This window comes from Micromonospora sp. LOL_014, assembly GCF_048060245.1.
In the GTDB taxonomy this organism is placed as follows: domain Bacteria; phylum Actinomycetota; class Actinomycetes; order Mycobacteriales; family Micromonosporaceae; genus Micromonospora_E.
Genome location: NZ_JBHMIP010000002.1, coordinates 300,990 through 324,556 on the forward strand (window position 1 = coordinate 300,990; position 23,567 = coordinate 324,556).

Here is a 23,567-nt window from a genome sequence, read left to right on the forward strand (position 1 = left end):
ATGGAGGATATCGACAGTGTTGACTCTATTGAATGCGATCGATACATTGCCGTAACAGCAGGAAAGCCCTTTCCTCGTCGCGGTTGGGGCGCGACCAGACAGAAGCAGTCTCCGACAACCCAGGAGGTTCCATGACAACCACCAGATGGCGGCGCTGGCGCACCGGCGTCGTGGCGCTCGCTACGACCGCCATGGTCGCAACCGGCGCGGCGGTTGGCGTGCAGTACGCCGCAGCTGCCACCGTCGACACCGGCGCCTGGTACGTGATGCTCAGCCGGCACAGCGGCAAGGCAATCGATCTCTACGGCGGGGCAACCCATGACGGCGCACCGATCGTCCAGTGGACGCGCAACGACAGCGCGGCGCAGCAGTGGCAGTTCGTAGACGTCGGCAGCGGCTACTACAAGATCAGATCTCGGCACAGCGGCAAGTACCTGGAGCTGCCGAACGCAGTCGACGGCGCCCAGCTGATTCAGAACTACGACAACGGCAGCACCCGGCAGCACTTCCGGCTCGCCGACTCGGACAGCGGCTACGTCCGCTTCATCAGCCGGCACAGCAACAAGGCTCTCGACGTGTGGCAGTGGTCCACCGCCGACGGCGGGATCATCTCCCAGTACCGGGACCTCAACGGCTGGAACCAGCAGTGGCAGATGGTCCGGTTGGACAGCTCCGGCGGCTGCGGGTCCGGATCGTTCCACGCCGAAGCGGTACTCAACGGCTCGACCTGGACCGCCCGCAACGGCAGCAGCACGGTATACACCGGATCGAGCATGCTCTCGGCGATGCAGGCCGCTGTCAACAGCCTGTCGTCCGGCCGCAGCAGCAAGCAGAAGGTCGTGGTCCGCGGCTCCGGTTCGATCAGCGCCAACTCTCGGTTGTCCCTCCCGTCGTACACGACGCTCGAGGTCTGCGGCACGGTCAACGTCACCGGTTCCGGTTCCGGCGACCAGGCGGTGGTGTACGCCCGCGGCGTCACCGACGTCGAGGTGACCCGGCTCAACATCACCGGCAACCCGCAGTACGGAATCTTCGTCCGCAACGGAACCAACATCACCCTCGGCCAGATCGACATCCGGGTCACCGCCGGCCTGGGCATCCGGATCGACAACCACGGCGACCGCAGCCAACGGACCCGCAACGTACGCATCGACGACGTGTACGTCCAGGGCACCAGCAACCACGGCGTCGAGACGTACGGGGTCGACGGCCTGACCATCGGCACCGTCACCGCCCGCAACACCGGCTACTCCGGCCTGATACTCAACGACACCATCAACGCGACCGTCGGCACCGTCGATGCGCAGGGTGCCGGCACCGGCACCGGTTACGCCGGTTTCCGGATGGCCAACCGCAACGGCCGGGTCGGCAACAGCTACCCGACGAACATCCGGGTCGGCACAGTCGTCGCCCGGGGCGGCGGCCGGGGCATCTTCTGCGTGTCGGAGTCCGGCGGCGTGGTCATCGACCGGATCGACATCTCTGGCACCGGCAGCAACTCGATCCTGCTGGAGAACTGCTACAACGTGAACATCGCGGCGGTCTCCGGTTCGGTCAACGGCTCGGACGTACGGATCGCCTCGCGCACCGAGTTCCCGGTGTCGCGCGACATCACCCTGCAGAACCTGACGCTGACCAATTCGCAGATCAACGAAAACCCGTGCGGGCAGAACATCGTCATCCGCAACATCGCGCTGAACAACTCGACCATCAACCGCTGCTGACGACCGGCCGGCGCGGCGGCACCGCCAGCTGGCCGCCGCGCCGGCTCAGCCGCTCAGCTGACCGGCGCGCCGCCACCCGACGAACTGCCGTACCAGCAGCACCAGGATCAGCAGGCCGGCCACCGCCGCCCAGCCCCACGGGTACCGCTCGGTCTGCACCTCGAACTCCACCGCGGCGGAGCCGCCAACCATCTCCGCCGTGGTCAACCGCCCCAGCACGGCGTACCGGCCGTACAGCGGTCCGTCGACCGGCACCACGATCCGGACCGTTGTGCCATGCCCCGCCGGCAGCGGCGCGATGTCGGTGGCCTCGACCACTGATGTCGCGCGGCCGGGCCGGCCGGTCAGCAGGGACAGCTGCGCCGCACCGACCTCGGCGGTGCCGTCGTTGCGCAGGTCGACGTCGATGGTGATCTCGCCGCGTAGGGCGAACAGGGCCAACCAGTTCCGCTCGGCCGGTGCCACGCTCACCCCGGCCAGCCGGAGCCCCGCCAGATCGGGCCCGGCCGGGGCAACCGGTGCGGTCAGATCGGTGACGTCGATCGCGGCGATGCCGGCCACCGATACCACCACCGCGTCCTCCTCGTCCGAGGCGAGGGCCCGGGCGCGAACCACGCAGGGGCAGGCCACCGGCGGCGCGGCGACGGTGAGCTGGGCGGCGACCGGCTGCGGGTCGGCGACGTACAGCTGTCGGGCCGATCCGGTGGCGCAGTCGAGCGCGCCCCGGCGGGCCCGGTTGCCGCAGACCTCCAGCTGCACGGTGCCGGTCGGCCAGCCGGTCAGCGTGACGCTCACCGACTCACCAACGGGGGCGTCAGCCGGTGCGACGGCGACCTGGGGCGCGGTGGCGGTCGCGGGTGCCGACGGCAGGCCGCCGGCCCCGGCGACCAGGACCAGGGCCAGGGCGCACACCGAGGTTCGCCGGCCGATCACGGCGCGGTGCTGGTCGGGGCGGTGCCGGAGGCCGTGCGGCGGGTACGCCAGCGGCGTACCCCGAGCCACCCGGCGAGGGCGACGATCGCGGCGAGCAGCAACCACGGCGGCGCCCAGACCCCGGCGGTACGGGTGACCGGCGGCAACGCCTCGTCCACTGTGGTCGGGGCCAGATCGACGGTGGCGGTCAGCCGCAGCGCCGGCGGTACGCCGGTGATCCGCTCGGTCACCGTAAAGGTGCTGCCGGGCAGCAGTTCGGGCAGGTCGACCGGATCGGTGCGGGCCAGCTCCCAACCCAGCGGGCCGTCCAGCAGCACCGCACCCGTACCACCGACGCGGATGTTTCCGGTGTTGCGCACCTGGTAGCTGACCTCCACGTCACCGTCGCTCCACGGGCTGACCGGGTCGTCGTAGCTGATGCTCATCGATTCGACGTCGACCGACGGCCGGACCGGGCCGTCGACCCGCAGGTAGACCCGGGCGGCGACCCGCTGGTCGACGTTGACCTGCTGGCCACTGGCGTCGGTACGGAGCTGGGCGATGGAACCGATCACCCCGCCGGCGTGGTCGCCGGGTGTCGCGTTGGCCGGCACCGTCAGGCGGAACGGGATGTCCAGCCGGTCCCCGGCCGGCACTGCGTACTCTCGCTGGTCGAAGTGGATCCAGGTGCCGACGTCGGTGGCCGGTTCGTCGGCCGGGAGCAGGGCGAACGCCCCGTCTTCGGTGAGGAACCCGTCGGTGCCGTACACGGTGAACGTCCGGTCCTGGTCGCCGAGGTTGCGCACCGCGACATGGTCGGTGATCTCCGCGCCTGGGGCGAGGTCGTAGACGAAGTAGTTGCGTCCGGTCGGCCCGTCCGCGCTGGACGGCTGCACCGCCCAGGTGACCGCGTCGGCTGGAGCCGGACCGGCCGGCTGAGCGGCGGCCGGGGTGGCGCCGGGCAACGCGAGCAGTCCGGCCACCAGCAGGCCGATGGTGGCGCGGCGGCGGTTCGGGCGACGGGTGGGCGGGGCGGACATCGGGCGCTCCAGTCGGGCCGGTGGCCGGTGCGGGACCGTCGCGGCCCCGCACCGGCCGGTGTGGCTGATCCTCAGGACAGGATCAGCTGGGAGCTGATCCTCAGGACAAGGTCAGCGTCAGGGTCGCGGTGTAGTCGCCCGGCGCCGCCGCAGCGGGTACGCCGAGGTTGAGCTGCGCGCCGCAGGTGAAGCTGCCGGCGCTGGCGCCGGCTGCCGAGGTGCACAGGGCCCGGGCGGTGCCGAGTCCGGCACCCGGGTCGGCCACCGCGCCCGGGGTGACCGTGCCGCTCTGCCCGACCAGCGGGTCGTCCACCACAGATGCGGTGGGCGCCCAGCCGAGGTTGTCCGCCGCGATGACCGCGCCGCCGGCGGCGACGAAGTCACCCACCTGGCCGACCAGACTCCAGCCGGCGTTGGTGCCGCGCAGGTCGGACACGGTGGCGGTGTTCAGCTCGCCGCTGGTGACGGCGCCGTTGCCGGTCGGCGGCAGGGTGACCGACGAACCGGCCACGCTGAGCGTGAGCGGGCCGCCGCCCAGCACGGTCGCGGCAATCTGCTGGCTGGCGTCGCCGCCGCCGGCCGGGGCCGCGAAGCTGATCGGAGTGAAGGTGTCCTGACTGCGGTCGGCGGACCCGCGCGCAGCGAAGGTGATCACATAGCACTGGGTGACGGTGCAGTCGACCGCGTTGCCGTTGCGGTCGGTGTACTGGGCACTGATCGGCAGCGTGGTGCTGAACGAGCCGTCCGGGTTCATCGTGTCCCGGGCGTCGGTCGGCTCGTTGGTGCTGCTCACCCACTTGGTGACCTGCAGGACGCTGGCGTTGGTCCAGTGTTCGTCGACCTTCGGGCCGAACGACACGTAGATCCCGGCGGCGTCGTTGGCCTGCGGGTCGAAGCCGCTGCCGTCGACGGTGATGGTGGCGCCGGCCGAATCGACGTCGGTGTCCGGGTTGACGTCGACCGACGGAGCGGCCGGTCCACCGCCGCCGGAGGTGACCGCCTCGAACGACAGCGGATCGAGGACCTCACCGGCCGGGTAGAAGCCGGCGAATGCGGCGGCGCCCTCAGCGGTCAGAATGGCGGTCAGGTCGGTGCCGGTGATGCCGTCCGCACCAGCCGCCAGGTTGGCGTCGGTGGTGGTGAGGTCGGCGATGACCGCCTGGGTGACGTCGACCGACGGGAACGCGGTGCTTTCCAGTTCGACGTCGGCCTTGAGGACGCCGGTGCCGCCGGAGGTGGCCACCGTCGGGTTGGCCAGGGTGATGGTGAACGTGTGCGCCGGGAACGAGAAGACGACCGTGCCGCCGTACGTGGCGTTCGTCTCACCGGTCTCGGCGTCGTAGCTGCCGCCGGTGGACGGGAAGGCGAACGTGCCATCGGCGTTGATCGACGCACCGCCACTCACCGCGATCGGCGGGTTGCCGTCGCCGGACGACACGTAGTTGCGGAACGACTCCTTGAAGCCCCAGTTCAGGCTTCCCTCGGTGATGTCGGCAGGGGCAGCCACTGCGGGTGCGGCGCCGACGAGTGCGGTCGCGGTGCCCAGTACGGCCGCGGCCGCCCAGGTCGCCGACCGTCGCCCCAGAGCACCAGCTCTGGATGTGATCATCGACTGGTCCTTTCCGGATAGTTACTCACCGTGTTCCATTTCTGCTGTGGACACGGCATGTGATCGGGATTAGGTTAGCCATACCTAACAACGAACACCTCCGGCGGGGGTACCCGATCTTCGAACCGGTCGGACCCTTGCCCCGAACTGCGGCGATGACTTAGGTTAGGCAAACCTTCATTGATAACTCAACCGACAATCGTCGGAGGGATCATCCATGCCAACGCCGCTGCTCAGCGGCCGGGTCACCGCGACCTTGGCGGTCGTAACCGCCACCGCCGCGACCGCTGCCGTCGCGACCACCGCCGTACTCGCCGCACCACCGTTGGCGTCGCCGGCCCACGCGGACACCTCCGCGACCGGATCCGGCGGCCAGCGACTCACCGTCTCCGACTCCACCGGCATCAGTCGCTCCGGCGCGACCGTCACGGTTACCGGCACCGGGTACGACACCAACAAGGGCATCTACGTCGGATTCTGTGTGGACAACGGCGACGGGGCGCTGCCCACACCGTGCGGCGGCGGGGTTGACACCTCCGGCGGCAGCGGCAGCTCGCACTGGATCTCCAGCAACCCCCCGTTGTACGGCGAAGGACTTGCCGTGCCGTACGGCGAAGACGGCTCGTTCCAGGTCCGAATCCCGCTGACCAGGAGAATCGGCGACGTCGACTGCACCGTTCGCACCTGCTCGGTGGTCACCCGCGCCGACCACACCCGGACCAGCGACCGCAGTCAGGACGTACGCGTCCCGATCAGCTTCGCGGCCGCCGCCGCGCCCACCCGCACCAGCGCCGCCCCGGCGGCCGGTAGCCCGGACCGGACCACTGCGCCACCGGCCCCGGCGACCGGCGACGCCGCAGGCCCGTCCGACACCGACGGTACGGCCGGTGACCCCAGCGGCTCCGCACCAGCCGCCAGTGCCGCCACCGGCCAGCCGACCGACGACACCGCCGGCCCGACCGCCGTCGCCGGCACCGACCCGACCGGGTTGGCGGTCACCCGGGTCAGCACCGTCGGCCCGGCCGGCCGGTGGTGGAGCAGCACGCTGATCCTGCTGGCGCTCGGCGTACTGGCGCTGGCCGGGCTGTCCGCTGTCCGCCGCCGGCACCGCCGGGGCCGGTCGTGAACCGCCCGACGCTGGTGGTGAACCGCCCGACGCTGGTCGGGCTGTTCGCCGCCGCGCTGCTCGCCAACCCGGTGGCCGCCTGCGCGGACAGCGCCGCCAACCCCGGTGCTGCACCGGAACCGGCGACCTGCGGGCCGGTCACCGCCGTCGTCGCCGACGACGCGGTGACCCCGCTGGAACCGGCGCCGCAGCCGGCGCTGCCGGTCACCGTCACCGACGCCGCCGGCGACCGGGTCACGGTGACCGACGCCGACCGCATCCTCGCGGTCAACCTGTACGGCTCCATCGCCGAGATCGTCTTCAGCCTCGGCCTCGGTGACCGGGTCGTCGGGCGGGACACCTCCACCGACTTCCCAGCCGCCGCCGACCTGCCGCTGGTCACCCCCGGCGGACACGACCTGTCCACCGAGGCGGTCATGGCGCTGGACCCCAGCGTGGTGCTGCTCGACGACAGCATCGGCCCGCCCGAGGTGCTCGACCAGCTCCGCGCCGCCGGCATTCCGGTGGTACGGATCGGCGACGAGCAGAGCCTGGCCGCCGTACCGGTGCACATCCGTGAGGTGGCCACCGCGCTCGGCGTCGCCGACGCCGGCGAGGCACTCGTCGCCCGGGTCGAGGGCGAGATCGCCGCCGCCCGCGACGGCATCGCGGACGACGCCGAGCGACCCCGGGTCGCCTTCCTCTACCTGCGCGGCACCGCCGGCGTCTACCTGATGGGCGGCGAAGGCGCCGGCTCGGACGCGATGATCGCCGCAGCCGGCGGCGAGGACGCCGGCACCGCCATCGGACTGGCCCGGTTCCGGCCGCTGACCAGCGAGGGTCTGATCAACGCCGCACCGGACGTCATCCTGGTGATGTCCAAGGGCCTCGAATCGGTCGGCGGGGTGGACGGCCTGGTCGCCATGCCCGGCGTCGCCCAGACCCCGGCCGGCCAGCAGCGACGGATCATCGACATGGACGACACCGTGCTGCTCAACTTCGGCACCCGTACCGGCAAGGCGATCCAGGCTCTCGCCCGCGCCATCCACGAATGCCGGTGACGGCGTGACCGCCCCGGTACTCGCCAACCGCCGGCCGCTGCTGCTCACCGGCCTCGCCGGCACGCTGCTCGTCGTCGGCGTGGTCGCCGCCGGCTCCGGACAGGTGCAGATCGCCCCGGCCGAGGTGGTCGCCTCGGTACTGCACCGGCTCGGTCTGGAGATCGGCGCGCTGCCGGCCGCACCGCACGGCGAGAACGCGCTGTGGATCGTCCGGTTCCCCCGAGTCGTCCTGGCCGGAATCGTCGGCGCGTCGCTCGGCTGCGCCGGCGCCGTCATGCAGGGCATCTTCGGCAACCCGCTGGCCGAACCCGGGGTCATCGGGGTCTCCTCGGGTGCGGCGGTCGGCGCCGCGCTGGCCATCGTCACCGGAATCTCCACGCTCGGCGGCTGGACATTGGCCGCCGCCGCGTTCGCCGGCGGGCTGGCCACCACCTACCTGGTGTACGCGTTGTCCCGCGCCGACGGACGTACCGAGGTGGTCACCCTGGTACTCACCGGCATCGCGGTCAACGCCGTCGCCGGTGCCGCGATCGGTCTGCTGATGTTCGTCACCGACGCGGCAGGGGTGCAGGCGATCGCCTTCTGGAACCTCGGCAGCCTGGCCCAGGCCAACTGGAACGCGGTGACGGTCGCCTTGCCCTGCCTGGTCGTCGGGCTGACCGCCGCACTCGCCTCGGCCAGCAAGCTGGACCTGCTCGCCCTCGGCGAACGCTCCGCACGTCACCTCGGGGTGGACGTGGAACGGCTCCGGGTACGCATGATCGTCGTCACCGCACTGCTCGGTGCCGCCGCGGTGGCCTTCACCGGCGTGATCAGCTTCATCGGTCTGGTGGTGCCACACCTGGTCCGGATGGTCGCCGGACCCGGGCACCGGGTGCTGCTACCGGCCAGCGCGCTCGGCGGGGCGGTGGTGGTGATCGCCGCCGATCTGGCCGCCCGGACCCTGGTCGAGTACCAGGAACTGCCGCTCGGGGTGCTCACCGCAGTGGTCGGTGGACCGGCCTTCTTCTGGCTGCTGCGCCGTACCCGGCGCCAGGCCGGAGGTTGGGGATGAGCCCGCCGTCGGCACGGCTGCTCGGCCGGCGCAGGCCCGTCCGGGTGCCGGCCACCCGGCCGGCCGGCGCCGCGCTGATCGAGATCGACCGGCTGCGGGTCGAACTCGGCGGGCGGGCGGTGCTCGACCAGGTCGACCTGGTGGTTCACACTGGCGAGGTGGTCGCCCTGGTCGGTCCCAACGGTGCCGGCAAGTCGACTCTGCTCGCCGCCATCGGCGGCGACGTCGCGGCGGCCGGCGGCACGATCAGGGTCGACGGCGCGCCGCAGTCCGCCTGGACCTCGACCGAGCTGGCGCTGCGTCGGGCGGTGCTGACCCAGCGCAGCGTGCTGTCCTTCCCGTTCACCGTCGCCGAGGTGGTCCGGATGGGCCGGGCGCCCTGGGCCGGACTGCCCGCCGAGGAATCCGACGATCCGATCGTCGACGAGTGCCTGGCCGCCACCGACGTGGCGCAGTTCGCAGGCCGTACCTTCACCTCGCTGTCCGGCGGTGAGCAGGCCCGCGCCGCGTTGGCCCGGGTGCTGGCCCAGCGGGCCGCCGCGCTGCTGCTCGACGAACCGACCGCCGCGCTCGACCTGCACCACCAGGAGCTGGTGCTGCGGCTCGCCCGGCAGCGGGCCGCCGCCGGTGACGCCGTCGTGGTGGTGCTGCACGACCTCGGTCTGGCCGGCGCGTACGCGGACCGGATCGCGTTGCTGTCGGCCGGTCGGCTGCGGGCCGTCGGACCACCCGACCAGGTCCTCACCGGTGCGCTGCTCAGCGAGGTGTACCGGCACGACATCGAGGTGTTGCCGCACCCCGAGACCCGACTCCCGCTGGTCGTCCCGCGACGGCCGCACCCGACCCGGCAAGGAAAGGAACCCCGACATGAGTGACACCTTCTCTGCCCGGCTGCGGGCGGCAAGTTGGCAGGACCACCAGGCGGCCGAGTCCCAGCGGTACGTCTCCGCGCTGGTTGCCGGGGAGCTGCCCCGGCGGCGGTACGCCGACCTGGTCGCCCAGCACTATTTCATCTACCAGGTGCTGGAGGAGGCGGCCGAAGCGATGCGCGATGATCCGCTGGCCGGCGGTTTCGTCGACGACCGGTTGACCCGGTTGCCGGCGTTGGAGGCCGACCTGGCGTACCTGCTCGGCCTGGACTGGGCCGGCTGGATCGCCCCGAGCCTGGCGACCCGCCGCTACGTCGCCCGGATGCAGGAGGTCTGTTTCACCTTCGCGCCAGCGTTCATCGCCCACCACTACACCCGGTACCTCGGTGACCTGTCCGGCGGGTTGTTCATCGGCCGTCAGGTGGCGCAGACGTACGAGCTGACCGAGGAGGGTGGCGTGGCGTTCTACCACTTCGCCGGCATTGACGATCCGCGCGGATACAAGAACGCGTACCGGGCCCGGCTGGACGCCCTGCCGCTGGACGTCACCGCCGAAGCGGCTCTGGTCGGCGAGGTGGCGGTGGCCTACCGGCACAACTCCGCGGTCCTCGCCGAGCTGGGCCAGGAGCAGGAGCCGAAGCCGGTGGCGCCGGAGTCGATGGAGTCGGCGGCGTGACCGGCCCGTTCACCGCCGAGGTGGTCGCCCAGGTGGCGCGGCACATGAACGACGACCACGCGGCCGACTCGTTGCTGATCTGCCGGTCGCTGGGTGGCGCCCCGCAGGCGACGGCGGCCCGGATGACCGGCCTGGACGCCGACGGCATCGAGTTCGCCGCCACCGTGGCCGGCGTCGAGGTGCCGGTCCGGGTGCCGTTCGCGTACCGGCTCACCGAACGGGGCCAGGTCCGCCACGAAGTGGTCCGGATGTACCAGGAGGCCTGCGCCCAACTGGGCGTTAGGCCCCGGCCGGCGGGCGGCTGACCGGCAAGCGAGCGGGGCCCGCTGGCGTGTGCGACGATCACGAAATGGTTGCCAAACGGCATCACGGGCATATCGCGCATGGCGCCGTCGCGGTGCGGCTCGCCGCCTGGCTGGCGACGGCCGTCGCCGTGCTGTCGATCGCCGGGTGCACCGGGATCGGGATCGGCGAAGCGCCCGAGTCCGGCAGCGCGACGTACTCGGCGTGGGGGCTGAACGAGGCGTCCAGCGCGCTGACCGGCTCCGACCGGATGATCGTCCTCAACGGTGACGTGCAGCGCAGCGAGCAGGAGTTCTTCCAGGTGCGTGGGGTGTGGGGACCGGACGGCTTCACCCTCGACGAGACGTCCGCGACCAAGGTACGGGCGTTGGCCGGCCAGTTGCCGGACCGCACCGGTGACCCGGACTGTCACCGGCTGGTCCTGGTCAACCATGGCTTTTTCGGCGGCGGGGCGATCGCCGTGGTCGACCCGGAGGAGTTCCCGCCCGGCGAGCCGGTAGTCGCCCGGCCACTGAACTGACCGCACCTGCCAGGACTGATGCCGCAGATGCAGCAGGATGCACCTGCGGCATCAAGCCCGACCGGTACCCCCACCCCGGGACGGTGTAGTCCGCCAATCGGCTTCAATCGGCTCCTGCCGGTCACGACTGGTTACGACTGGTTACGACCGGCAGTCAGCCGGTGCTAGCCGGTGGCCACCGTCGGCGCCGGGTCGCAGGGCAGGCCGTTGAGGGTGAACCCGGCCGGTGCCGGTCCGGCACCTGCGCCGCCGCTGCCGAGGAAGCCGAACTCGACCCGGCCGCCGGCGGGCAGCGACGCGTTCCAGGCGGCGTTGGTGGCGGTCACCGTCGCCGCGTCCTGGGTGATCACCGCGTTCCAGGCGACCGCTACCTGCTGTGCGCCGGCGAACGACCAACCGAGCGACCAGCCGTTGATCGGCTCGTCACCGGTGTTGCTGACGCCGACCGTCACGGTGAAGCCCGACCCCCAGTCGCTGTCCACCCGGTAGTCGACCAGACACTCGGCGACCGGCTCCGGTTCGTCGGCCTCGAAGGTGATCCGGTGCAGCTGGCCGGGCAGGTCGTTGGCGAGGTAGAACTCGCCGTCCGCAGCCACCGCGAGGGTGGTCGGTTGGATCGGCAGCTCGCCGATGACCGCCGTGTCGTACCCACCGTCCACGTCGGGCCGGATCGCGTACGCGGTCGCCGAGCAGTAGTCGGTGGCCAGGTAGGTGCCGGTAGCGGCGGATTCGCTACCCCGGTAGACGTGGCCGCCGATCACCGCGCAGCCGCCGACCGAGGTCTGGTAGTGGAACACCGGGTCGACGTACTCGGCCGCCGGGTCGCACCGCTGCGGGTCGAACTCGACCGGACCTTCCCGGCAGGACCAGCCGAGGTTGGCCCCGGCCACCCCGCGCAGGTGGTTGACCTCCTCGTAGCTGCCCTGTCCGACGTCGGCGATCCACAGCGAGCCGTCCGCCGAGTCGAACGAGAACCTCCACGGGTTGCGCAGGCCGTACGCCCAGATTTCGGCACGAGCGCCGGCTTCGCCGACGAACGGGTTGTCCGCCGGTACGCAGTACGCAAGGTCGCCGCAGGCGGCCGAAACGTCCAGTCGGAGGATCTTGCCGAGCAGGGTACCGAGGTCCTGGCCGGTGCCGAGCACGTCGTCGGCGCCGCCGCCGTCGCCGATGCTCCAGTAGAGGTGGCCGTCCGGGCCGAAGACAAGCTGCCCGCCATTGTGGTTGGCGTACTCGGCGTGCGGCTGGCTGAGCAGGATCTCCTCCCGGTCGGCCGGCACCGGCTGCTGGTCGGCGGCGTTTAGCGGCAGCCGGGACAGGGTGACCGCGCCGTCGGGCAGCGCGGTGTATGCCAGGTAGATCGCCGGGTCGGCGGCGAATCCCGGGGACGTGGCGATGCCCAGCAGGCCACGTTCGTTGCCGGAGGTGTCGACCCGGTCACCGATGTCCAGCAGAGCCGTCTCGGCCAGGCCGGAGGCCGGATGGTAGACCCGCACCCGGCCGGCCTTCTCGGTGATGAACAGCCGGCCGCTGCCGTCGTCCGGAGCCACCATTGCGGTCGGTCGTCGCAGCCCGAAGGCGACCTGGGTGCTGGTGACGGAGAGTTGGTCGAGCGGCACCTCGGCGGCCGCCGAGGTCGCCGCCGAGGCGAGGTCGGCGGGCTCGGCGTGTGGGTCGGTGTACGGCGCGGCATGGGCCATGGTTGTGGAAAGCACCAGCGCGGTAGCGGCGAGCGTCGTCGCGGCGACCCGCCGACCAGCCAACGCAGAAGATCGATAAAATTTCATATCCATGATGATCAGCTTATGACCAGGGTGACCCGATCGCCACGCCCACACCATCCAACCGAGACAGATTCCCACCACTCAGTGTAGTCAAATGGGCACACAGGGCGGTTACTCTGGGTACATGGAGCCGGACTCCCCCGACCCGATCCAGATCGCCGAACTGGTGATCGCCTGGTCCGGTGGGATAATCGCGGCTTTTGCCCTTTTGGTCACTGCGTTGACGGTGGTCTTCGTCTTCGCGGGTTTCGTCGGTGTCCGTGAACTGCGCACCATCCGGCGCACCGGTGCCCGCGCCCGGCTGGAACTCGACCGCCAACGGGTGGTCGCCGAGGAGATCGTCGCACAGGCCGACCGGGCCATAGACCAGGCGGAGACCCTCTCCGAGCAGGCCGACACGCTGGTCGGCCGGGTGGAGACGGCGGTCGGCCGGGCCGAACGCCAGTCCGAGCAGGTACACCTGCTGATCGAGGACATGCGGTCCCGGCTCAGCGACTTCGATCACCGGCTGACCACCCAGGTCGAGGTCTCCTACCTGTTCAACCAGGGAGAGGCCGCGTACTGGGAGGGCTACTACGAGAAGGCGGTGGAGTGCCTGCGCCGGGCGGTCGAACTCGATCCGCGCAACCCCCGGGTGCGCTACCGGCTGGGCCGATCGCTGACCAACCTCGGCGAGGACGCCGCCGCCGAGCAGGAGCTGACCACCGCCATGTCGCACCGGTTGCCGACCGACGCCGCCGACCGGGCGTTGGCTCTGCTGCACCGCTACGCGCGGCCGGACCGGGCGCTGGCCTACGCCCGCAACTCGACGAAGCACGGCCCGCACGACGCGCAGAACTGGAACTGCCTCGGGCTGCTGCTGCGCGACAATGGTGACTTCACCGCTGCCCGGGATGCCCATCAGCAGGCCAACCGGTTGGACCAGGAACTCGTCTCAACCCCGTTCTTCCTGGCGCTGCTCGCCGCCCACGGCCAGGCGCTGCCACATGCCCGGGACCGTTCTGCCGAAGCCATCAGCCGGCTCGACTCCAGCGAACGACGGGCCAAGATCAAGCCCATGTGGGCGTCGTTGATCCGGTGGACCGACGAGGTACTGCGCGGCAACTACGCCGAGGCCGACCTGCACGCCGCGGTGCTCTACCAAACCTGCCAGTCGGTCCGGCGGGCGCGGGAAATCTGCGACCACATGGACTTCCTGTTGCGGTCACTGGCTCGCGAGGAGCACCGGGACCGCTATCTCGGGGCCATCGAACGCACCTGGCTGACCGGCCGGCCCTGCTGACTTTCCGCCCGCTGACTTGCCACCTGCCGACTGCTACCCCTGCTTGCCGGCCGCTCCGGAGATGGCCGCCACGCCGAGTGCGGCGAGCGCCACCTGCAACGCGAGCTCGATCCAGTCGACACCCCGGGTCTCGGCCACCCCGAACAGGCTGGCGACCAGAGTGCCGAGCAACGCCGCCACCACACCGATCAGCAGGGTGACCCAGATCTTCAGCTTCTGTTTGCCCGGAACGACCAGCCGCCCGAGCGCTCCGACGATGAGACCGATGATAAGCGCCGAGAAAACTCCGTCGATTTCCACCCTATACCCCCTGTACCGGTCAGTCGGCCGCCCTACCGCGCTGTAGGCCCTCTCCCAACCACCATGCCAGAACCAGGCAACGACGCCCATCGCGTCAAGCACCGGGCAGCCATCGATGAGTCATAGTGGATAGTCGCGCTGAGCTGGATCTTCTCAGCAGTTTCGCAGCATGACGCGATAATCTCTCGGGTAAGACAAAGCTGTCCTCCCTTCGTCACCCCTCGACTGGAGCCTCGGCATGTCGGCACCGGACGCACCCGCCCAGACAGCCTCCCGACCGGGCCGCCGCACCCCGATCTGGGCGGTGCTGACCATCGCCGTCGGCGCACTGCTGATGGCGACCAGCGCGACTGCGGTTGCCGGCGGCAAACTGCTGATCGACCGGTACACGAGTCGGATTCAGCAGCAGGACCTGCTGGCCGGTGCCGCGAAGGTCCCACAGGAGCCCGACGGCGAGGCACTGGACGGCCCGATCACCATGCTGCTGCTCGGCGTGGACGAACGGGGCAGCCGGCCTGGCGAGATGCGTTCCGATACGATCATCATCCTGCACGTGCCGGCCACCCACGACCAGGCGTACCTGGTGTCGGTCCCCCGGGACACCTGGGTCGAGGCACCGGCGTTCGAGCCAAGCGGATACCCCGGCGGCGAGTCAAAGATCACCGACGTGTTCCGGGCCGGCTCGCGCGACGGAGTCGGCCGGGCCGGCGGCGCGCAACTCGTCGCACTCACCCTCAACGACCTGACCGGCATCGAGTTCGACGGCGCGGCGATCATCGACTTCGGCGGTTTCCGGGACGTCATCGACGCGCTCGGCGGGGTCCGGATGTGCGTCGACCAGCGGGTGAGGTCGCAGCACATGCGGCTGGTCGACGGCGAGCCCACCTGGCTGGCCGAGGCCCGCGAGGTCGGTGGCGGCGAGGAACTGTGGCATGAGGAGGGCTGCAAGCGGATGGCCGGCTGGGAGGCGCTGGACTACTCCCGCCAGCGCTACGGCCTGCCGAACGGGGACTACGACCGGCAGCGTCACCAGCGGCAGCTACTGAAGGCCATGGTGCAGGAGGCGAGCAGTACCGGCGTACTGACCAACCCGGCGAAGATCGACCGGGTAATCACCGCGGCCGGCGAGGCCTTCGTACTGGACACCGGGGGCGTCCCGATCGCCGATTTCGTATTCACCCTGCGCGGGATCACCTCGAACGACCTCATCATGGTGAAGACCAACGGCGGCGAGTTCAATCCGGCCGGATTCAGCAGTACGGCGGCCGAACGGCTCACGCCGGAGAGCCTGGAGATGTTCGACGCGGTACGGACCGGCACACTGGACGACTACCTGTTGGCCAACCCGGACGCCGTCCAGCGGGATTGACCGCTCAGCGGCATTGACCGACCGGCGCATCGGAACATCCGTCACCGTGATTCCCACCGCTCGGTCCACATCGGTACGGTGTCCCCATGACCGCTGCGTACCCGGTCCGGGTCAGCTTCACCAATCACGTCACCGCCGCCGACTGGCAGGCACTGCAACAGGCCGGACAGCCGGTCCAGCTGGGCCGCAAGCATGGGCTCTTCCTTCAGGACGAGCAGAGCCGCGACGTGTTCGTGCTGCTCAACGGTGCGGTCAAGGTGTACCGGACCGAGGCCACCGGCAGCGAAACAATGCTGACCGTACGGTCTACTGGGGATCTGCTCGGTGACATCGCGGCGCTGGACGGCACGCCCCGGTCGGCCAGCGTCTCGGTACTGCGCCCGGTCACCGCCCGGAAGCTGACCACCGAACAGTTCCTCAAGCTGGTCGACGACCGCGACCTGCACCCCGCGCTGCGCCGCTACACCAACGCCCGGCTGCGCGAATCCGACGAACAGCGGGTGGAGATCGCCTCGCTGCCGGTGCCGCAACGGCTCGCCCGGGCGCTGCTCCGGCTCGCCAGGGCCACACCGGACGGACCTAACCAGGCCTCGCTCGACCTCGGCCTCTCTCAGGACGGCCTGGCCCAGCTGATCGGGGCGTCCCGCAACGCGGTGGTGACCGCGATCACCCGGTTCCGCGACGACCGGTTGATCGCGACCGCACCCCGCCGGTTCGTGCTGCTCGACCTCGGCCGGCTCGCCCGGATCGGATACAGCGGACCACGGTCCGGCAGCCACTCGTCGACCTGAGCATCCGCTGGCCTGAATGCCTGTCGACCGAACAGCAGACGGCGGGAAACCGATTGTCGGGCCGGGACCGCGATCAGTTCGGTCCGGGTCGCGAACCGGCCATCCGACGACCGCCTTGGTCCATTGATGGCAGCGTTGCCCACTGGTTGGCAGAAAACGCCGGGTAACCAGGGCACGATGCGGAGCCGACGAAACTCGACCTCGACAGGAGCACCGGTGGTCGTCTCACCTCCGCCATTCACCGTGACCCGGGAGTTGCCGCCGTACACGGGCATCCTCGCCGTCGACGCCAAAGGTTTCACCGCCGAGCCCGGCGGCACCCATCAGGACATCAACCAGCTCATTCCCCAATTGGTCCGGCAGGCCTTCGAGGCGGCGGCGATCGGCGAAGCCTGGCAGAACCCACTGTTCTACGGCGACAGCGGCGACGGGCTCGCGATCGGCGTACCGACCCAGCTGCTCCCCGCCCTGGTGCACCCGTTCCTGACAGTGCTGCAGCACGTGCTGGCCGAGCACAACGCCGGTGTCCCACGTGGCCAGCCGGTCATCCGACTGCGTGTCAGCCTGCATGTCGGGCCGCTGCCGGTCGACCCCGACCGGCCGGAGCGGGCCGGCAACGGCACCGCCCGCAACGAGACGCACCGGCTGCTCGACTCCGACGCTGTCCGGATCATGCTCGACTCGGCCCAGCCGACGATCACCCACGTCGCGGCGATCCTGTCCGACCGGGTCTTCACCGACGTCGTCCGGGCCGGCTACACCAGCCGGCATCCGGACCATTTCATCGAGGTCGCGGCGACCGTGCCGGGCAAGAGCTTCAGCCAGCAGGCCTGGCTGTACGTGCCGGAGCCGTCCGGCAGCCTACTGGCGGTGCCACGGTTCGCGCCGCAGCCGACGACGGCCGAACCAGCTGCCGGGTCAGCGGCCAACCCGGCGACACCGGACAGCGGGCGCACACCCACCGGCAACGCTGGCGGCCGACAGCCCGCGCAGACCGGCGAGCTGCGGATCCGCAGCAACTCCGGGCAGGCGGCCAACCAGGTCAACGGTGGGATGTGGCAGTCCCGGGGGGGACGTCACGGATGATCCGTACCGACCGGGACCTGCCGGACCTCGACGACCTCGACGCGCTGGACGACCTCGACGGCGGCGGCGGTCCCGACCTGCCGGCCGGCGGCACCGGTGCCGCCGTGACCATCGACCACAACGACGGGCAGGTCGCCAACGTCGTCTACGGCGGTCTGCACCAGTACGTCCAGCGGGTACGGGACTACCACGAGCTCAGTGCGGAGTACGTGCGGGACCGGCTCGCCGGATTCGTCGACCCCGGCTACCGCACCCTCGCAGGCGACCGGCTGACCGCCGAGACCGCGGTCGCCCGGGTCCGCCGCAGCGGCGGGGTGATCCTGATCGGCGGCCCCGGGACCGGGCGGTACACGGCCGCGCTGCGGCTGCTGCACGGCACCGGGCTACGGCTGCGGGAGATCAGGCCGACCTTCGACCCCGCCCGCGGCGAACAGCTGACCATCGCGGAGCTGCCGGTCGCGCCGGGCTACGCGTACCTGCTCGAACTGCCCGAACACGCGCCGCACATCCAGTACGGCTTCGCCCGGGACATCGGTGCCTACTGCGACAGCCTGGCCCGGCGGAGTTCGGCCATCGCGGTCACCGTCACCGGTACGACCTGGGAGCAGCTCGGCGCGGTCCGCGACGGTCCGGTGCTGCAGGTGGCGGCGCCACCCGCCGACCTGGTCCTCGGCCGGCGGCTGCGTCAGCTCCGGCCGGATCTGGCGCTCGACTGGCTGGCCGGTCAGCCGCAGATCGCCGAGCTGCTGGTCGACGCGTCACCCGCCGAAGCGGTCCGGCTGGCCCAGCTCGCCGCCGACGTGCTGACCACCCAGCCCGGCCCGGCCGGACCGCCGGTCACCGCCGAATCCAACGCCGGCCGGCAGCTGATCGAGGCGCTGGTCTCGGCGTACCACAACTGGGAGGTGGAGCTGACCGCCTGGTTCCACCACCATCCCGACCCGCGCCACCGGGCGTTCCTGGTCGCCGCCGCAGCGTTGGAGGGTGCCCCGGCGGGACGGGTACTCGACGCCGCCGAGGCGCTCGACGCCCGGCTCGCCGGCACCGACGCGCCACCGGCCGGCCTCGGACACGCCGGCGTCCGCACCCTCGTCGAGGCCGTCGACGCCTACCTCGACGACGACCTCACGGTCCGCTACCGCCGGGCCCGGTACGCCGAGGCGGTGCTCGACTTCGTCATCACCGACCGGGCCGACACGTTCCAACGCGAACTGTGGCGGTGGGTGTCCGAGCTGCCGCTGCGGGGCGGACAGCGGCGCGGTCCCGTCGACCGCGCGTTCGCCACCCGCAGCGCCGAGCTGGTGCTGCACACCGCGCTCCGGCGGCGTACCCCCGAGATTCTCAGCCAGGTGGCACCGGCCTGGAGCCGACGCGCCGGGCTGCGCGGCGCGCTGGTGCACGTGCTGGGCATCGCCGCGCTCAGCCCCGAGATCGGTGCCGCCGTCCGCCAGCAGCTCTACCGCTGGGCGCAGGGCAGCAGCAACCCGGCCGTGCTGATCGCGGTGGCCGAGGTCTGCGGTGGCGAGTTCGCCGACTTCTACGTCGAACAGGCGATGGTCCGGCTGGGCCACCTGGCCCGGCACGACATCGCCGAGGTCGACGAGGCGGTGCTCACCGCGCTGGCGGCACTGTGGCGGCGGCCGGCGCTGCGCCAGCCGGTGCTGCTGCGGTTGGCGTACTGGCTGGCCGACGACCAGCCCCGGCGGGCCGCGCTCGCCGCCGTCGCGCTGAATCTACTCGGCCGGCCGGACCAGCCTCGGGCCGGCGACGGTTCGGCAAACGGCCCGGTCGACCCGGCCGACGACCCGGCTCACCGCCCGGCCGACCAGCTAGCCGGGCCGCAGACGCTGGTCCGGCAGCCCGACCGGGTGCTCGCCGAGCTTGTCGCGGCCACTCCGGTGGTCCAGGACGCGATCGGGGTGGCGCTGGGCCGCGCGCTGGACGTCCGGCAGCTGCCGGGCGGCGTCGAAACCCTGCTGCACCGGTGGTTCGACGACGCGGCGGCCGACCCCGGGCTGGTCGACGCGCTCACCCACGTCCTCGGCCGCACCGTCACCGCCGGTCCCGCCGCCGCCCGGCGGGTGGCCCGGCTGCGCGCGCTGCTGACCGCCTGGCCGGCCACCGACGACCCGGCACGTCAGGCGGAACTCCGCCGGTACCTCGTCGACCAGCTGCGCCGCGCGGACCCGATCGCGGCCCGCCTGCGGTCCGCGCCGCTGCTGTCGTCTCTGCTTCCCAGTGCCGCCGAGGAGTTGTGATGCCCGGTTTCTTCGACGTGTTCCGTAGCAACCCCGTACCGGTGCTGCCCGGTCCGGACCAGGACGTGTTCACCGACCGGCTGCCGGCAGCGCTGTCCGGCACCGAGTTCGTCGCCACGTTCGCCACGGCGTGGCAGCCGTTGCGCCAGCATGACCGGGCCGCCGCCACGGTCCGCTGGTGCATGTTGGACGCGGCCCGCCGGATCGCCGCCACTCGCAAGGTCACCGAGCGGACCATGCTGGAGGCCGAGCTGAACACCCGGCTGCCGCAGATGGATCTGGCTGCCTCGCACCTGCGGCTGCTGAGCTGCACGGTCAGCCTGACGGTGGACGCCCAGGCCGAGCAGGACACGAAGACGGTCGACAAGCTCACCCGGGAGCTGCGGATGCAGCGGCTGCGGCAGCAGTTGGAGCAGGAGCAGATGGGCTACCTGCGGGACAAGGTGCTCACCGACCCGGCAACCGCCCGGTCCTACTGGTTCATGCACCACCCGGACGCGTTGACCTCGCTGCTCGACGACACCTTCGAACAGGTCGCCGCGAAGCTGACCGGTGGCGGCGACCAGCAGACCGCGGTGATCGCCGAGACGGTGCAGGACTTCGTCGGTGGTCTCACCGCCGACGAACGGCGGTACCTGCTGGACCGGCTCGGCGACGTGTTCGTCTCCTTCGACCGGGGTGACCTCGCCGGCCGGGTCCTCGACGCATGACCGCCGACCCCGTACTCAGGTCAGGTCGGCGTCGTGCACCAGAACGGCGATCTGCACCCGGTTGTTCAGCTCCAGCCGGGACAGCAGCCGCGACACGTACGCCTTGACGGTCGCGACGCTCATGAACAGCTCGGCGGCGATCTCCGCGTTCGACCGCCCCTGGCCGACCGCGACGGCCACGTCGCGTTCCCGCGGGCTCAGCCCGTCGAGGACCCGGCGGGCGCGGTCCCGGCGCCTGACCTGGTCCGCGCCCGGTCCCGGCCGCACGTCGGCCGGGGCCGGCGGCTGGCCCGCCACGTGGGTGATCAACCGTCGGATGACCGCCGGGGAGAGGATCGGCTCACCGGCATGCACCCGACGGACCGCGGTGACGATCTCCATCGGCGGGGTGTCCTTGAGCAGGAAACCGCTGGCGCCCGCCCGCAGCGCGCGCAGCACGTACTCGTCGGCGTCGAACGTGGTCAGCACGACCACGTGCGGCGCGCACGCGGCGACCGCCGCCGGCACCTCACCGCCATCGCCGGCCTCGCCGACCACCAGCAGGTCGGCCGCACCGCCGAGGATCATCGACAGGCCGGCCCGGACCAGCGGGTCGTCGTCCACGATCAGGACCCGCACCGGGGTCACGTCGGCCACGGCAGCCAGGCGGCGAGCCGGTAGTCGCCGGACTCGGTCGGGCCGTGGCTCAACCGCCCACCGGCCAGGCTGGCACGTTCGGCCAGTCCGACCAGGCCGGTCCCCGCTCCCGGGATCGCCGCCGCGCCCGGCGCATGCTTGCGGGCGTTCGTCAGACCCTCCTGCACGATCCGGTACGCGGCCCGGCCGAGCCCGGCCGGCAGGTCGGCCAGGGTCGGCTGGGGTGGTTCGGCCGGTCGGTCGCCCGGCCCCGGGCCGGTGCCGACGACGCCGGTCGTCGGCGGCTCGGACCGCAGCACGCCGATCACCTCACGCAGCTCCTGCAACGCCTGATGTGCGGTCACCCGGATCACCCCGGCGGCCCGGGCGATCTCCTCCGGGAGGCGTCCGGACGGAACTCCAGCGCCCCGGCGTGCAGGCTGAGCAACGACATCCGGTGGGCCAGCACGTCGTGCATCTCCCGGGCGATCCGGGTGCGTTCCAGCTGCCGGGCCTGGCCGACCCGCAGCTGCTGCTCCGCCTCCGCCCGGTGGGCCCGGTCCCGCAGCGACACGATCAGCTGCCGGCGGGCCCGGACGAACATCGCCCAGGCCAGCACGGTGCCGAGGATGATCCCGGTGAACAGCACCGCGCCCGGCAATTTCAGGTCCGGGTCCGGGTCCGGGTAGAGCAGGTAGTACCCGGGCGCAACGGCGACGTGCGCAGCGTTCACCGCCGCCGCGACCGGGAACGGGCGATGCACCGCAACGCTGAACAGCAGGATCACGATGGCGATCCCGGCGGGCAGCGCGACCAGGGCGACGGCGGTCGCGATCGTGCTGCTCCTGCTGTTGCCGACGGCCTGGACGGTCCTCGGCGGCGTCGTCGAGCGGCTGCGACCGGTGGCGCAGTGGCTGGACCTGTCGTTGACCACCGAGCTGCCGCTGGTCGCCGGGATACTGCGGATCGAGCGCCGTGACATCGCCTGATCCGTTCGGCGGCGGCCGGGTGGTCGTCGGTCCGGGCGCGATCGAGCGGTACGGCGTGCCGGCCCTGTTGGTCGCGGCCGGTGCCGGGCTCGGCGCGGCGCTGAAGCCGTTCGCCGGTTGGGCGTTGGGCCTCGCCTGGGTGCCGCTGGCCGGCCCACTGCGGCTGATCGACGCGTTGCCGTGGCTACCGGCCCTGATCGGTGGTACGGCGGTCGGCCTGCTCGCCGGGCTGGTGCTGGCCGGGATGGCCGCTGACGAGCAACTGTTCGTCACGGTCGACCGCGACGAGTTGACCGTACGGCAGGAGCAGCGCCGGGTGGCCATTGCGCGTACCGCCGTCGGCGCGGTCTTCCTGGGCGGCGCCCGCCTGGTGGTGCTTGGTCACCGCAGCGAGGAGCTCTGCTCCCGGTCCGGTGACCTGCCGGCCGGGCGGCTCGGCGCGGCGTTGCGCCGGCACGGCTACCCGTGGCGGCCCGACGGCGACCCGTACCGGGCGGCGTACCGACTGTGGGTGCCGGGCCTGCCCGACCTGCCGGACGGCGCGGATCCGCTGTTGTCGGCCCGGCAGCGGGCGGTCGAGCGCGGTGACCGGGCAGAGGCCGGACTGCTCCGCGCCGAACTGGGCAGACTCGACGTGGTGATCCGCGACGAGCGGGTGCCGCAGGCCGGACGCCGGCAGTTCTGGCGGCGGGCCGGGCCGTGAGGACGGTTACCTCGGCGACGTCACTGGGTACCTGGTTGCCCATCCGCCGACCGGATCCCGCCACCGGCAGGTGCGGCGGGGCCGGTACGGCGTCGACGAGTTGAGGAGGCAGTGATGCGTGGCGGTTCGATCTCCGGCGTGATCGTGCTCATCTGGCTGATCATCGGGGTGGTCGCGGCGGTGCAACGCGGCTACTTCGAGCGCGACGACACCAACTGTGCCCATGCCGGCACCACGATCGTGACGGTGATCGCCGGACCGTTGAACTACATCGGCGTCAACCCGAAGATCGACTGCGACCTCCCCGAACCGTCCGAGTGACCGGGCTGCGCTGTCAGTCGTCGGCGAGGCGCGGCGGGAAGCCGCCGGTGGCGATCGGCCCCCAGCGGTCCACGACCATCCGGATCAACGACTTGTCCTGCCGGCGCATCGCCGCGCGGTACTCGTCCCAGTCCGGATGCTCGCCGGCGACGCAACGGTAGTAGTCGACGAGACCGTCCAGCGCGTCCGGCATGTCGATCACCGCCGCCACCCCGTCGAGCTGCACCCACGGTCCGTTCCAGTCGTCAGAGACGATGCAGGCGGACACCGTCGGGTCACGGCGGATGTTGACCGCTTTCGCCCGGTCCGGGTAGGTGGCGACCAGCAGCCGGCCGTCGGTGTCGACCCCGCAGGTGACCGGGGACGCCTGCGGGCGGCCGTCGGCGCGGGTGGTGATCAGGACCGCCCGGTGCCGGGTCCGCAGGAAGTCGACCAGGCCGGCCCGGTCGACGCGGGTGTTCGTCGCGATGGCACGTGCCACGTGTA

At 71.5% G+C, this 23,567-nt stretch carries 24 protein-coding genes and 1 pseudogene; 17 read left to right on the plus strand and 8 right to left on the minus strand.

Annotated elements, in window-relative coordinates; genetic code table 11:
- Window positions 1-131 precede the first annotated feature (131 nt).
- On the plus strand, window positions 132-1,724 hold the full coding sequence (locus ACFHW1_RS03150) for an RICIN domain-containing protein (protein WP_416552131.1): 1,593 nt from the start codon (window positions 132-134) through the stop codon (window positions 1,722-1,724).
- A gap of 45 nt (window positions 1,725-1,769) precedes the next feature.
- On the opposite strand, the gene ACFHW1_RS03155 is transcribed toward ACFHW1_RS03150, so the two are convergent.
- From ACFHW1_RS03155 to ACFHW1_RS03165, 3 genes are all read right to left on the minus strand, one after another.
- On the minus strand, window positions 1,770-2,657 hold the full coding sequence (locus tag ACFHW1_RS03155; RefSeq protein ID WP_416552130.1) for a hypothetical protein: 888 nt from the start codon (window positions 2,655-2,657) through the stop codon (window positions 1,770-1,772).
- Window positions 2,654-3,676, minus strand: a complete 1,023-nt coding sequence (locus tag ACFHW1_RS03160; RefSeq protein WP_416552129.1) for a WxL protein peptidoglycan domain-containing protein — start codon at window positions 3,674-3,676, stop codon at window positions 2,654-2,656. The genes ACFHW1_RS03155 and ACFHW1_RS03160 overlap by 4 nt, the downstream gene beginning before the upstream one ends.
- A 100-nt stretch (window positions 3,677-3,776) precedes the next feature.
- On the minus strand, window positions 3,777-5,285 hold the full coding sequence (locus tag ACFHW1_RS03165; RefSeq protein WP_416552128.1) for an HtaA domain-containing protein: 1,509 nt from the start codon (window positions 5,283-5,285) through the stop codon (window positions 3,777-3,779).
- A gap of 217 nt (window positions 5,286-5,502) precedes the next feature.
- Here ACFHW1_RS03165 and ACFHW1_RS03170 point away from each other — a divergent pair, with 217 nt between their 5' ends.
- Genes ACFHW1_RS03170 through ACFHW1_RS03200 form a run of 7 tightly spaced genes read left to right on the plus strand, consistent with a single transcriptional unit; the run spans window position 5,503 to window position 10,873 of the window.
- On the plus strand, window positions 5,503-6,411 hold the full coding sequence (locus ACFHW1_RS03170) for a hypothetical protein (RefSeq protein WP_416552127.1): 909 nt from the start codon (window positions 5,503-5,505) through the stop codon (window positions 6,409-6,411).
- Window positions 6,408-7,451, plus strand: coding sequence for a heme/hemin ABC transporter substrate-binding protein (locus ACFHW1_RS03175; RefSeq protein ID WP_416552126.1), 1,044 nt, complete (start codon window positions 6,408-6,410; stop codon window positions 7,449-7,451). The genes ACFHW1_RS03170 and ACFHW1_RS03175 overlap by 4 nt, the downstream gene beginning before the upstream one ends.
- Window positions 7,452-7,455: 4 nt before the next feature.
- Window positions 7,456-8,505 (plus strand): FecCD family ABC transporter permease, encoded by a 1,050-nt coding sequence (locus tag ACFHW1_RS03180; RefSeq protein ID WP_416552125.1) that lies wholly within the window; start codon window positions 7,456-7,458, stop codon window positions 8,503-8,505.
- Window positions 8,502-9,380, plus strand: coding sequence for a heme ABC transporter ATP-binding protein (locus tag ACFHW1_RS03185; protein WP_416552124.1), 879 nt, complete (start codon window positions 8,502-8,504; stop codon window positions 9,378-9,380). The genes ACFHW1_RS03180 and ACFHW1_RS03185 overlap by 4 nt, the downstream gene beginning before the upstream one ends.
- Window positions 9,373-10,050: a heme oxygenase (biliverdin-producing) gene (locus tag ACFHW1_RS03190; protein WP_416552123.1), complete on the plus strand. Its 678-nt coding sequence runs from the start codon at window positions 9,373-9,375 to the stop codon at window positions 10,048-10,050. Before ACFHW1_RS03185 ends, ACFHW1_RS03190 begins: the two co-directional genes overlap by 8 nt.
- Window positions 10,047-10,355: a DUF2470 domain-containing protein gene (locus ACFHW1_RS03195; protein ID WP_416552122.1), complete on the plus strand. Its 309-nt coding sequence runs from the start codon at window positions 10,047-10,049 to the stop codon at window positions 10,353-10,355. Before ACFHW1_RS03190 ends, ACFHW1_RS03195 begins: the two co-directional genes overlap by 4 nt.
- A gap of 44 nt (window positions 10,356-10,399) precedes the next feature.
- Window positions 10,400-10,873, plus strand: coding sequence for a hypothetical protein (locus tag ACFHW1_RS03200; protein WP_278174184.1), 474 nt, complete (start codon window positions 10,400-10,402; stop codon window positions 10,871-10,873).
- 164 nt (window positions 10,874-11,037) lie between these two features.
- Here ACFHW1_RS03200 and ACFHW1_RS03205 read toward each other — a convergent pair whose 3' ends face one another.
- A complete protein-coding gene (locus ACFHW1_RS03205) occupies window positions 11,038-12,666 on the minus strand; it encodes a PQQ-dependent sugar dehydrogenase (protein ID WP_416614749.1) in 1,629 nt (542 codons plus the stop codon).
- A 115-nt stretch (window positions 12,667-12,781) separates the two neighbouring features.
- On the opposite strand from ACFHW1_RS03205, the gene ACFHW1_RS03210 reads away from it, so the two are divergent.
- Window positions 12,782-13,939 carry a tetratricopeptide repeat protein gene (locus tag ACFHW1_RS03210; RefSeq protein WP_416552120.1) on the plus strand — a complete coding sequence of 386 codons (1,158 nt, stop codon included), beginning with the start codon at window positions 12,782-12,784 and terminating at the stop codon, window positions 13,937-13,939.
- A gap of 33 nt (window positions 13,940-13,972) precedes the next feature.
- Here ACFHW1_RS03210 and ACFHW1_RS03215 read toward each other — a convergent pair whose 3' ends face one another.
- A complete protein-coding gene (locus ACFHW1_RS03215; RefSeq protein WP_416552119.1) occupies window positions 13,973-14,239 on the minus strand; it encodes a GlsB/YeaQ/YmgE family stress response membrane protein in 267 nt (88 codons plus the stop codon).
- A gap of 238 nt (window positions 14,240-14,477) precedes the next feature.
- Here ACFHW1_RS03215 and ACFHW1_RS03220 point away from each other — a divergent pair, with 238 nt between their 5' ends.
- The 5 genes from ACFHW1_RS03220 (at window position 14,478) to ACFHW1_RS03240 (ending at window position 20,453) form a co-directional block, all read left to right on the plus strand.
- Window positions 14,478-15,608, plus strand: a complete 1,131-nt coding sequence (locus ACFHW1_RS03220) for an LCP family protein (protein ID WP_416552118.1) — start codon at window positions 14,478-14,480, stop codon at window positions 15,606-15,608.
- An 86-nt stretch (window positions 15,609-15,694) separates the two neighbouring features.
- Window positions 15,695-16,399, plus strand: coding sequence for a Crp/Fnr family transcriptional regulator (locus tag ACFHW1_RS03225; protein WP_416552117.1), 705 nt, complete (start codon window positions 15,695-15,697; stop codon window positions 16,397-16,399).
- A gap of 216 nt (window positions 16,400-16,615) precedes the next feature.
- Entirely contained in the window at window positions 16,616-17,485 is an 870-nt protein-coding gene (locus ACFHW1_RS03230) for a hypothetical protein (RefSeq protein WP_416552116.1), read from the plus strand.
- Entirely contained in the window at window positions 17,482-19,743 is a 2,262-nt protein-coding gene (locus ACFHW1_RS03235) for a hypothetical protein (protein WP_416552115.1), read from the plus strand. The genes ACFHW1_RS03230 and ACFHW1_RS03235 overlap by 4 nt, the downstream gene beginning before the upstream one ends.
- Window positions 19,743-20,453 (plus strand): hypothetical protein, encoded by a 711-nt coding sequence (locus ACFHW1_RS03240; RefSeq protein WP_416552114.1) that lies wholly within the window; start codon window positions 19,743-19,745, stop codon window positions 20,451-20,453. The genes ACFHW1_RS03235 and ACFHW1_RS03240 overlap by 1 nt, the downstream gene beginning before the upstream one ends.
- A 15-nt stretch (window positions 20,454-20,468) precedes the next feature.
- Here ACFHW1_RS03240 and ACFHW1_RS03245 read toward each other — a convergent pair whose 3' ends face one another.
- Entirely contained in the window at window positions 20,469-21,098 is a 630-nt protein-coding gene (locus tag ACFHW1_RS03245; RefSeq protein ID WP_416552360.1) for a LuxR C-terminal-related transcriptional regulator, read from the minus strand.
- A pseudogene (locus tag ACFHW1_RS03250) lies at window positions 21,077-21,891 on the minus strand (sensor histidine kinase); the annotation flags it as partial. The gene ACFHW1_RS03245 and the pseudogene ACFHW1_RS03250, both read right to left, overlap by 22 nt.
- On the opposite strand from ACFHW1_RS03250, the gene ACFHW1_RS03255 reads away from it, so the two are divergent.
- The 3 genes from ACFHW1_RS03255 to ACFHW1_RS03265 all read left to right on the plus strand — a co-directional run bounded on the left by ACFHW1_RS03255 (window position 21,857) and on the right by ACFHW1_RS03265 (window position 23,081).
- Window positions 21,857-22,057 carry a hypothetical protein gene (locus ACFHW1_RS03255; protein WP_416552377.1) on the plus strand — a complete coding sequence of 67 codons (201 nt, stop codon included), beginning with the start codon at window positions 21,857-21,859 and terminating at the stop codon, window positions 22,055-22,057. The pseudogene ACFHW1_RS03250 and the gene ACFHW1_RS03255 overlap by 35 nt on opposite strands.
- Window positions 22,044-22,760, plus strand: coding sequence for a hypothetical protein (locus ACFHW1_RS03260; protein WP_416552113.1), 717 nt, complete (start codon window positions 22,044-22,046; stop codon window positions 22,758-22,760). The genes ACFHW1_RS03255 and ACFHW1_RS03260 overlap by 14 nt, the downstream gene beginning before the upstream one ends.
- Window positions 22,761-22,874: 114 nt before the next feature.
- The gene (locus ACFHW1_RS03265) at window positions 22,875-23,081 is read left to right on the plus strand and encodes a hypothetical protein (RefSeq protein ID WP_416552112.1); all 207 of its coding nucleotides are present in this window, start codon (window positions 22,875-22,877) and stop codon (window positions 23,079-23,081) included.
- A 13-nt stretch (window positions 23,082-23,094) separates the two neighbouring features.
- Here ACFHW1_RS03265 and ACFHW1_RS03270 read toward each other — a convergent pair whose 3' ends face one another.
- Complete coding sequence (locus ACFHW1_RS03270) at window positions 23,095-23,562, minus strand: PPOX class F420-dependent oxidoreductase (protein WP_416552111.1); 468 nt, start codon at window positions 23,560-23,562, stop codon at window positions 23,095-23,097.
- Window positions 23,563-23,567: the final 5 nt, after the last annotated feature.

Excerpts from the sequence above, each read along its gene's own strand:
- ACFHW1_RS03210 (WP_416552120.1), top strand. The coding sequence starts at position 12,782 with ATGGAGCCGGACTCCCCCGACCCGATCCAGATCGCCGAACTGGTGATC.
- ACFHW1_RS03170 (WP_416552127.1), top strand. The coding sequence starts at position 5,503 with ATGCCAACGCCGCTGCTCAGCGGCCGGGTCACCGCGACCTTGGCGGTC.
- ACFHW1_RS03255 (WP_416552377.1), top strand. The coding sequence starts at position 21,857 with ATGGCGATCCCGGCGGGCAGCGCGACCAGGGCGACGGCGGTCGCGATC.
- ACFHW1_RS03200 (WP_278174184.1), top strand. The coding sequence starts at position 10,400 with ATGGTTGCCAAACGGCATCACGGGCATATCGCGCATGGCGCCGTCGCG.
- ACFHW1_RS03190 (WP_416552123.1), top strand. The coding sequence starts at position 9,373 with ATGAGTGACACCTTCTCTGCCCGGCTGCGGGCGGCAAGTTGGCAGGAC.
- ACFHW1_RS03185 (WP_416552124.1), top strand. The coding sequence starts at position 8,502 with ATGAGCCCGCCGTCGGCACGGCTGCTCGGCCGGCGCAGGCCCGTCCGG.
- ACFHW1_RS03225 (WP_416552117.1), top strand. The coding sequence starts at position 15,695 with ATGACCGCTGCGTACCCGGTCCGGGTCAGCTTCACCAATCACGTCACC.
- ACFHW1_RS03235 (WP_416552115.1), top strand. The coding sequence starts at position 17,482 with ATGATCCGTACCGACCGGGACCTGCCGGACCTCGACGACCTCGACGCG.
- ACFHW1_RS03165 (WP_416552128.1), bottom strand. The coding sequence starts at position 5,285 with ATGATCACATCCAGAGCTGGTGCTCTGGGGCGACGGTCGGCGACCTGG.
- ACFHW1_RS03265 (WP_416552112.1), top strand. The coding sequence starts at position 22,875 with ATGCGTGGCGGTTCGATCTCCGGCGTGATCGTGCTCATCTGGCTGATC.
- ACFHW1_RS03220 (WP_416552118.1), top strand. The coding sequence starts at position 14,478 with ATGTCGGCACCGGACGCACCCGCCCAGACAGCCTCCCGACCGGGCCGC.
- ACFHW1_RS03150 (WP_416552131.1), top strand. The coding sequence starts at position 132 with ATGACAACCACCAGATGGCGGCGCTGGCGCACCGGCGTCGTGGCGCTC.
- ACFHW1_RS03205 (WP_416614749.1), bottom strand. The coding sequence starts at position 12,666 with ATGGATATGAAATTTTATCGATCTTCTGCGTTGGCTGGTCGGCGGGTC.
- ACFHW1_RS03240 (WP_416552114.1), top strand. The coding sequence starts at position 19,743 with ATGCCCGGTTTCTTCGACGTGTTCCGTAGCAACCCCGTACCGGTGCTG.
- ACFHW1_RS03160 (WP_416552129.1), bottom strand. The coding sequence starts at position 3,676 with ATGTCCGCCCCGCCCACCCGTCGCCCGAACCGCCGCCGCGCCACCATC.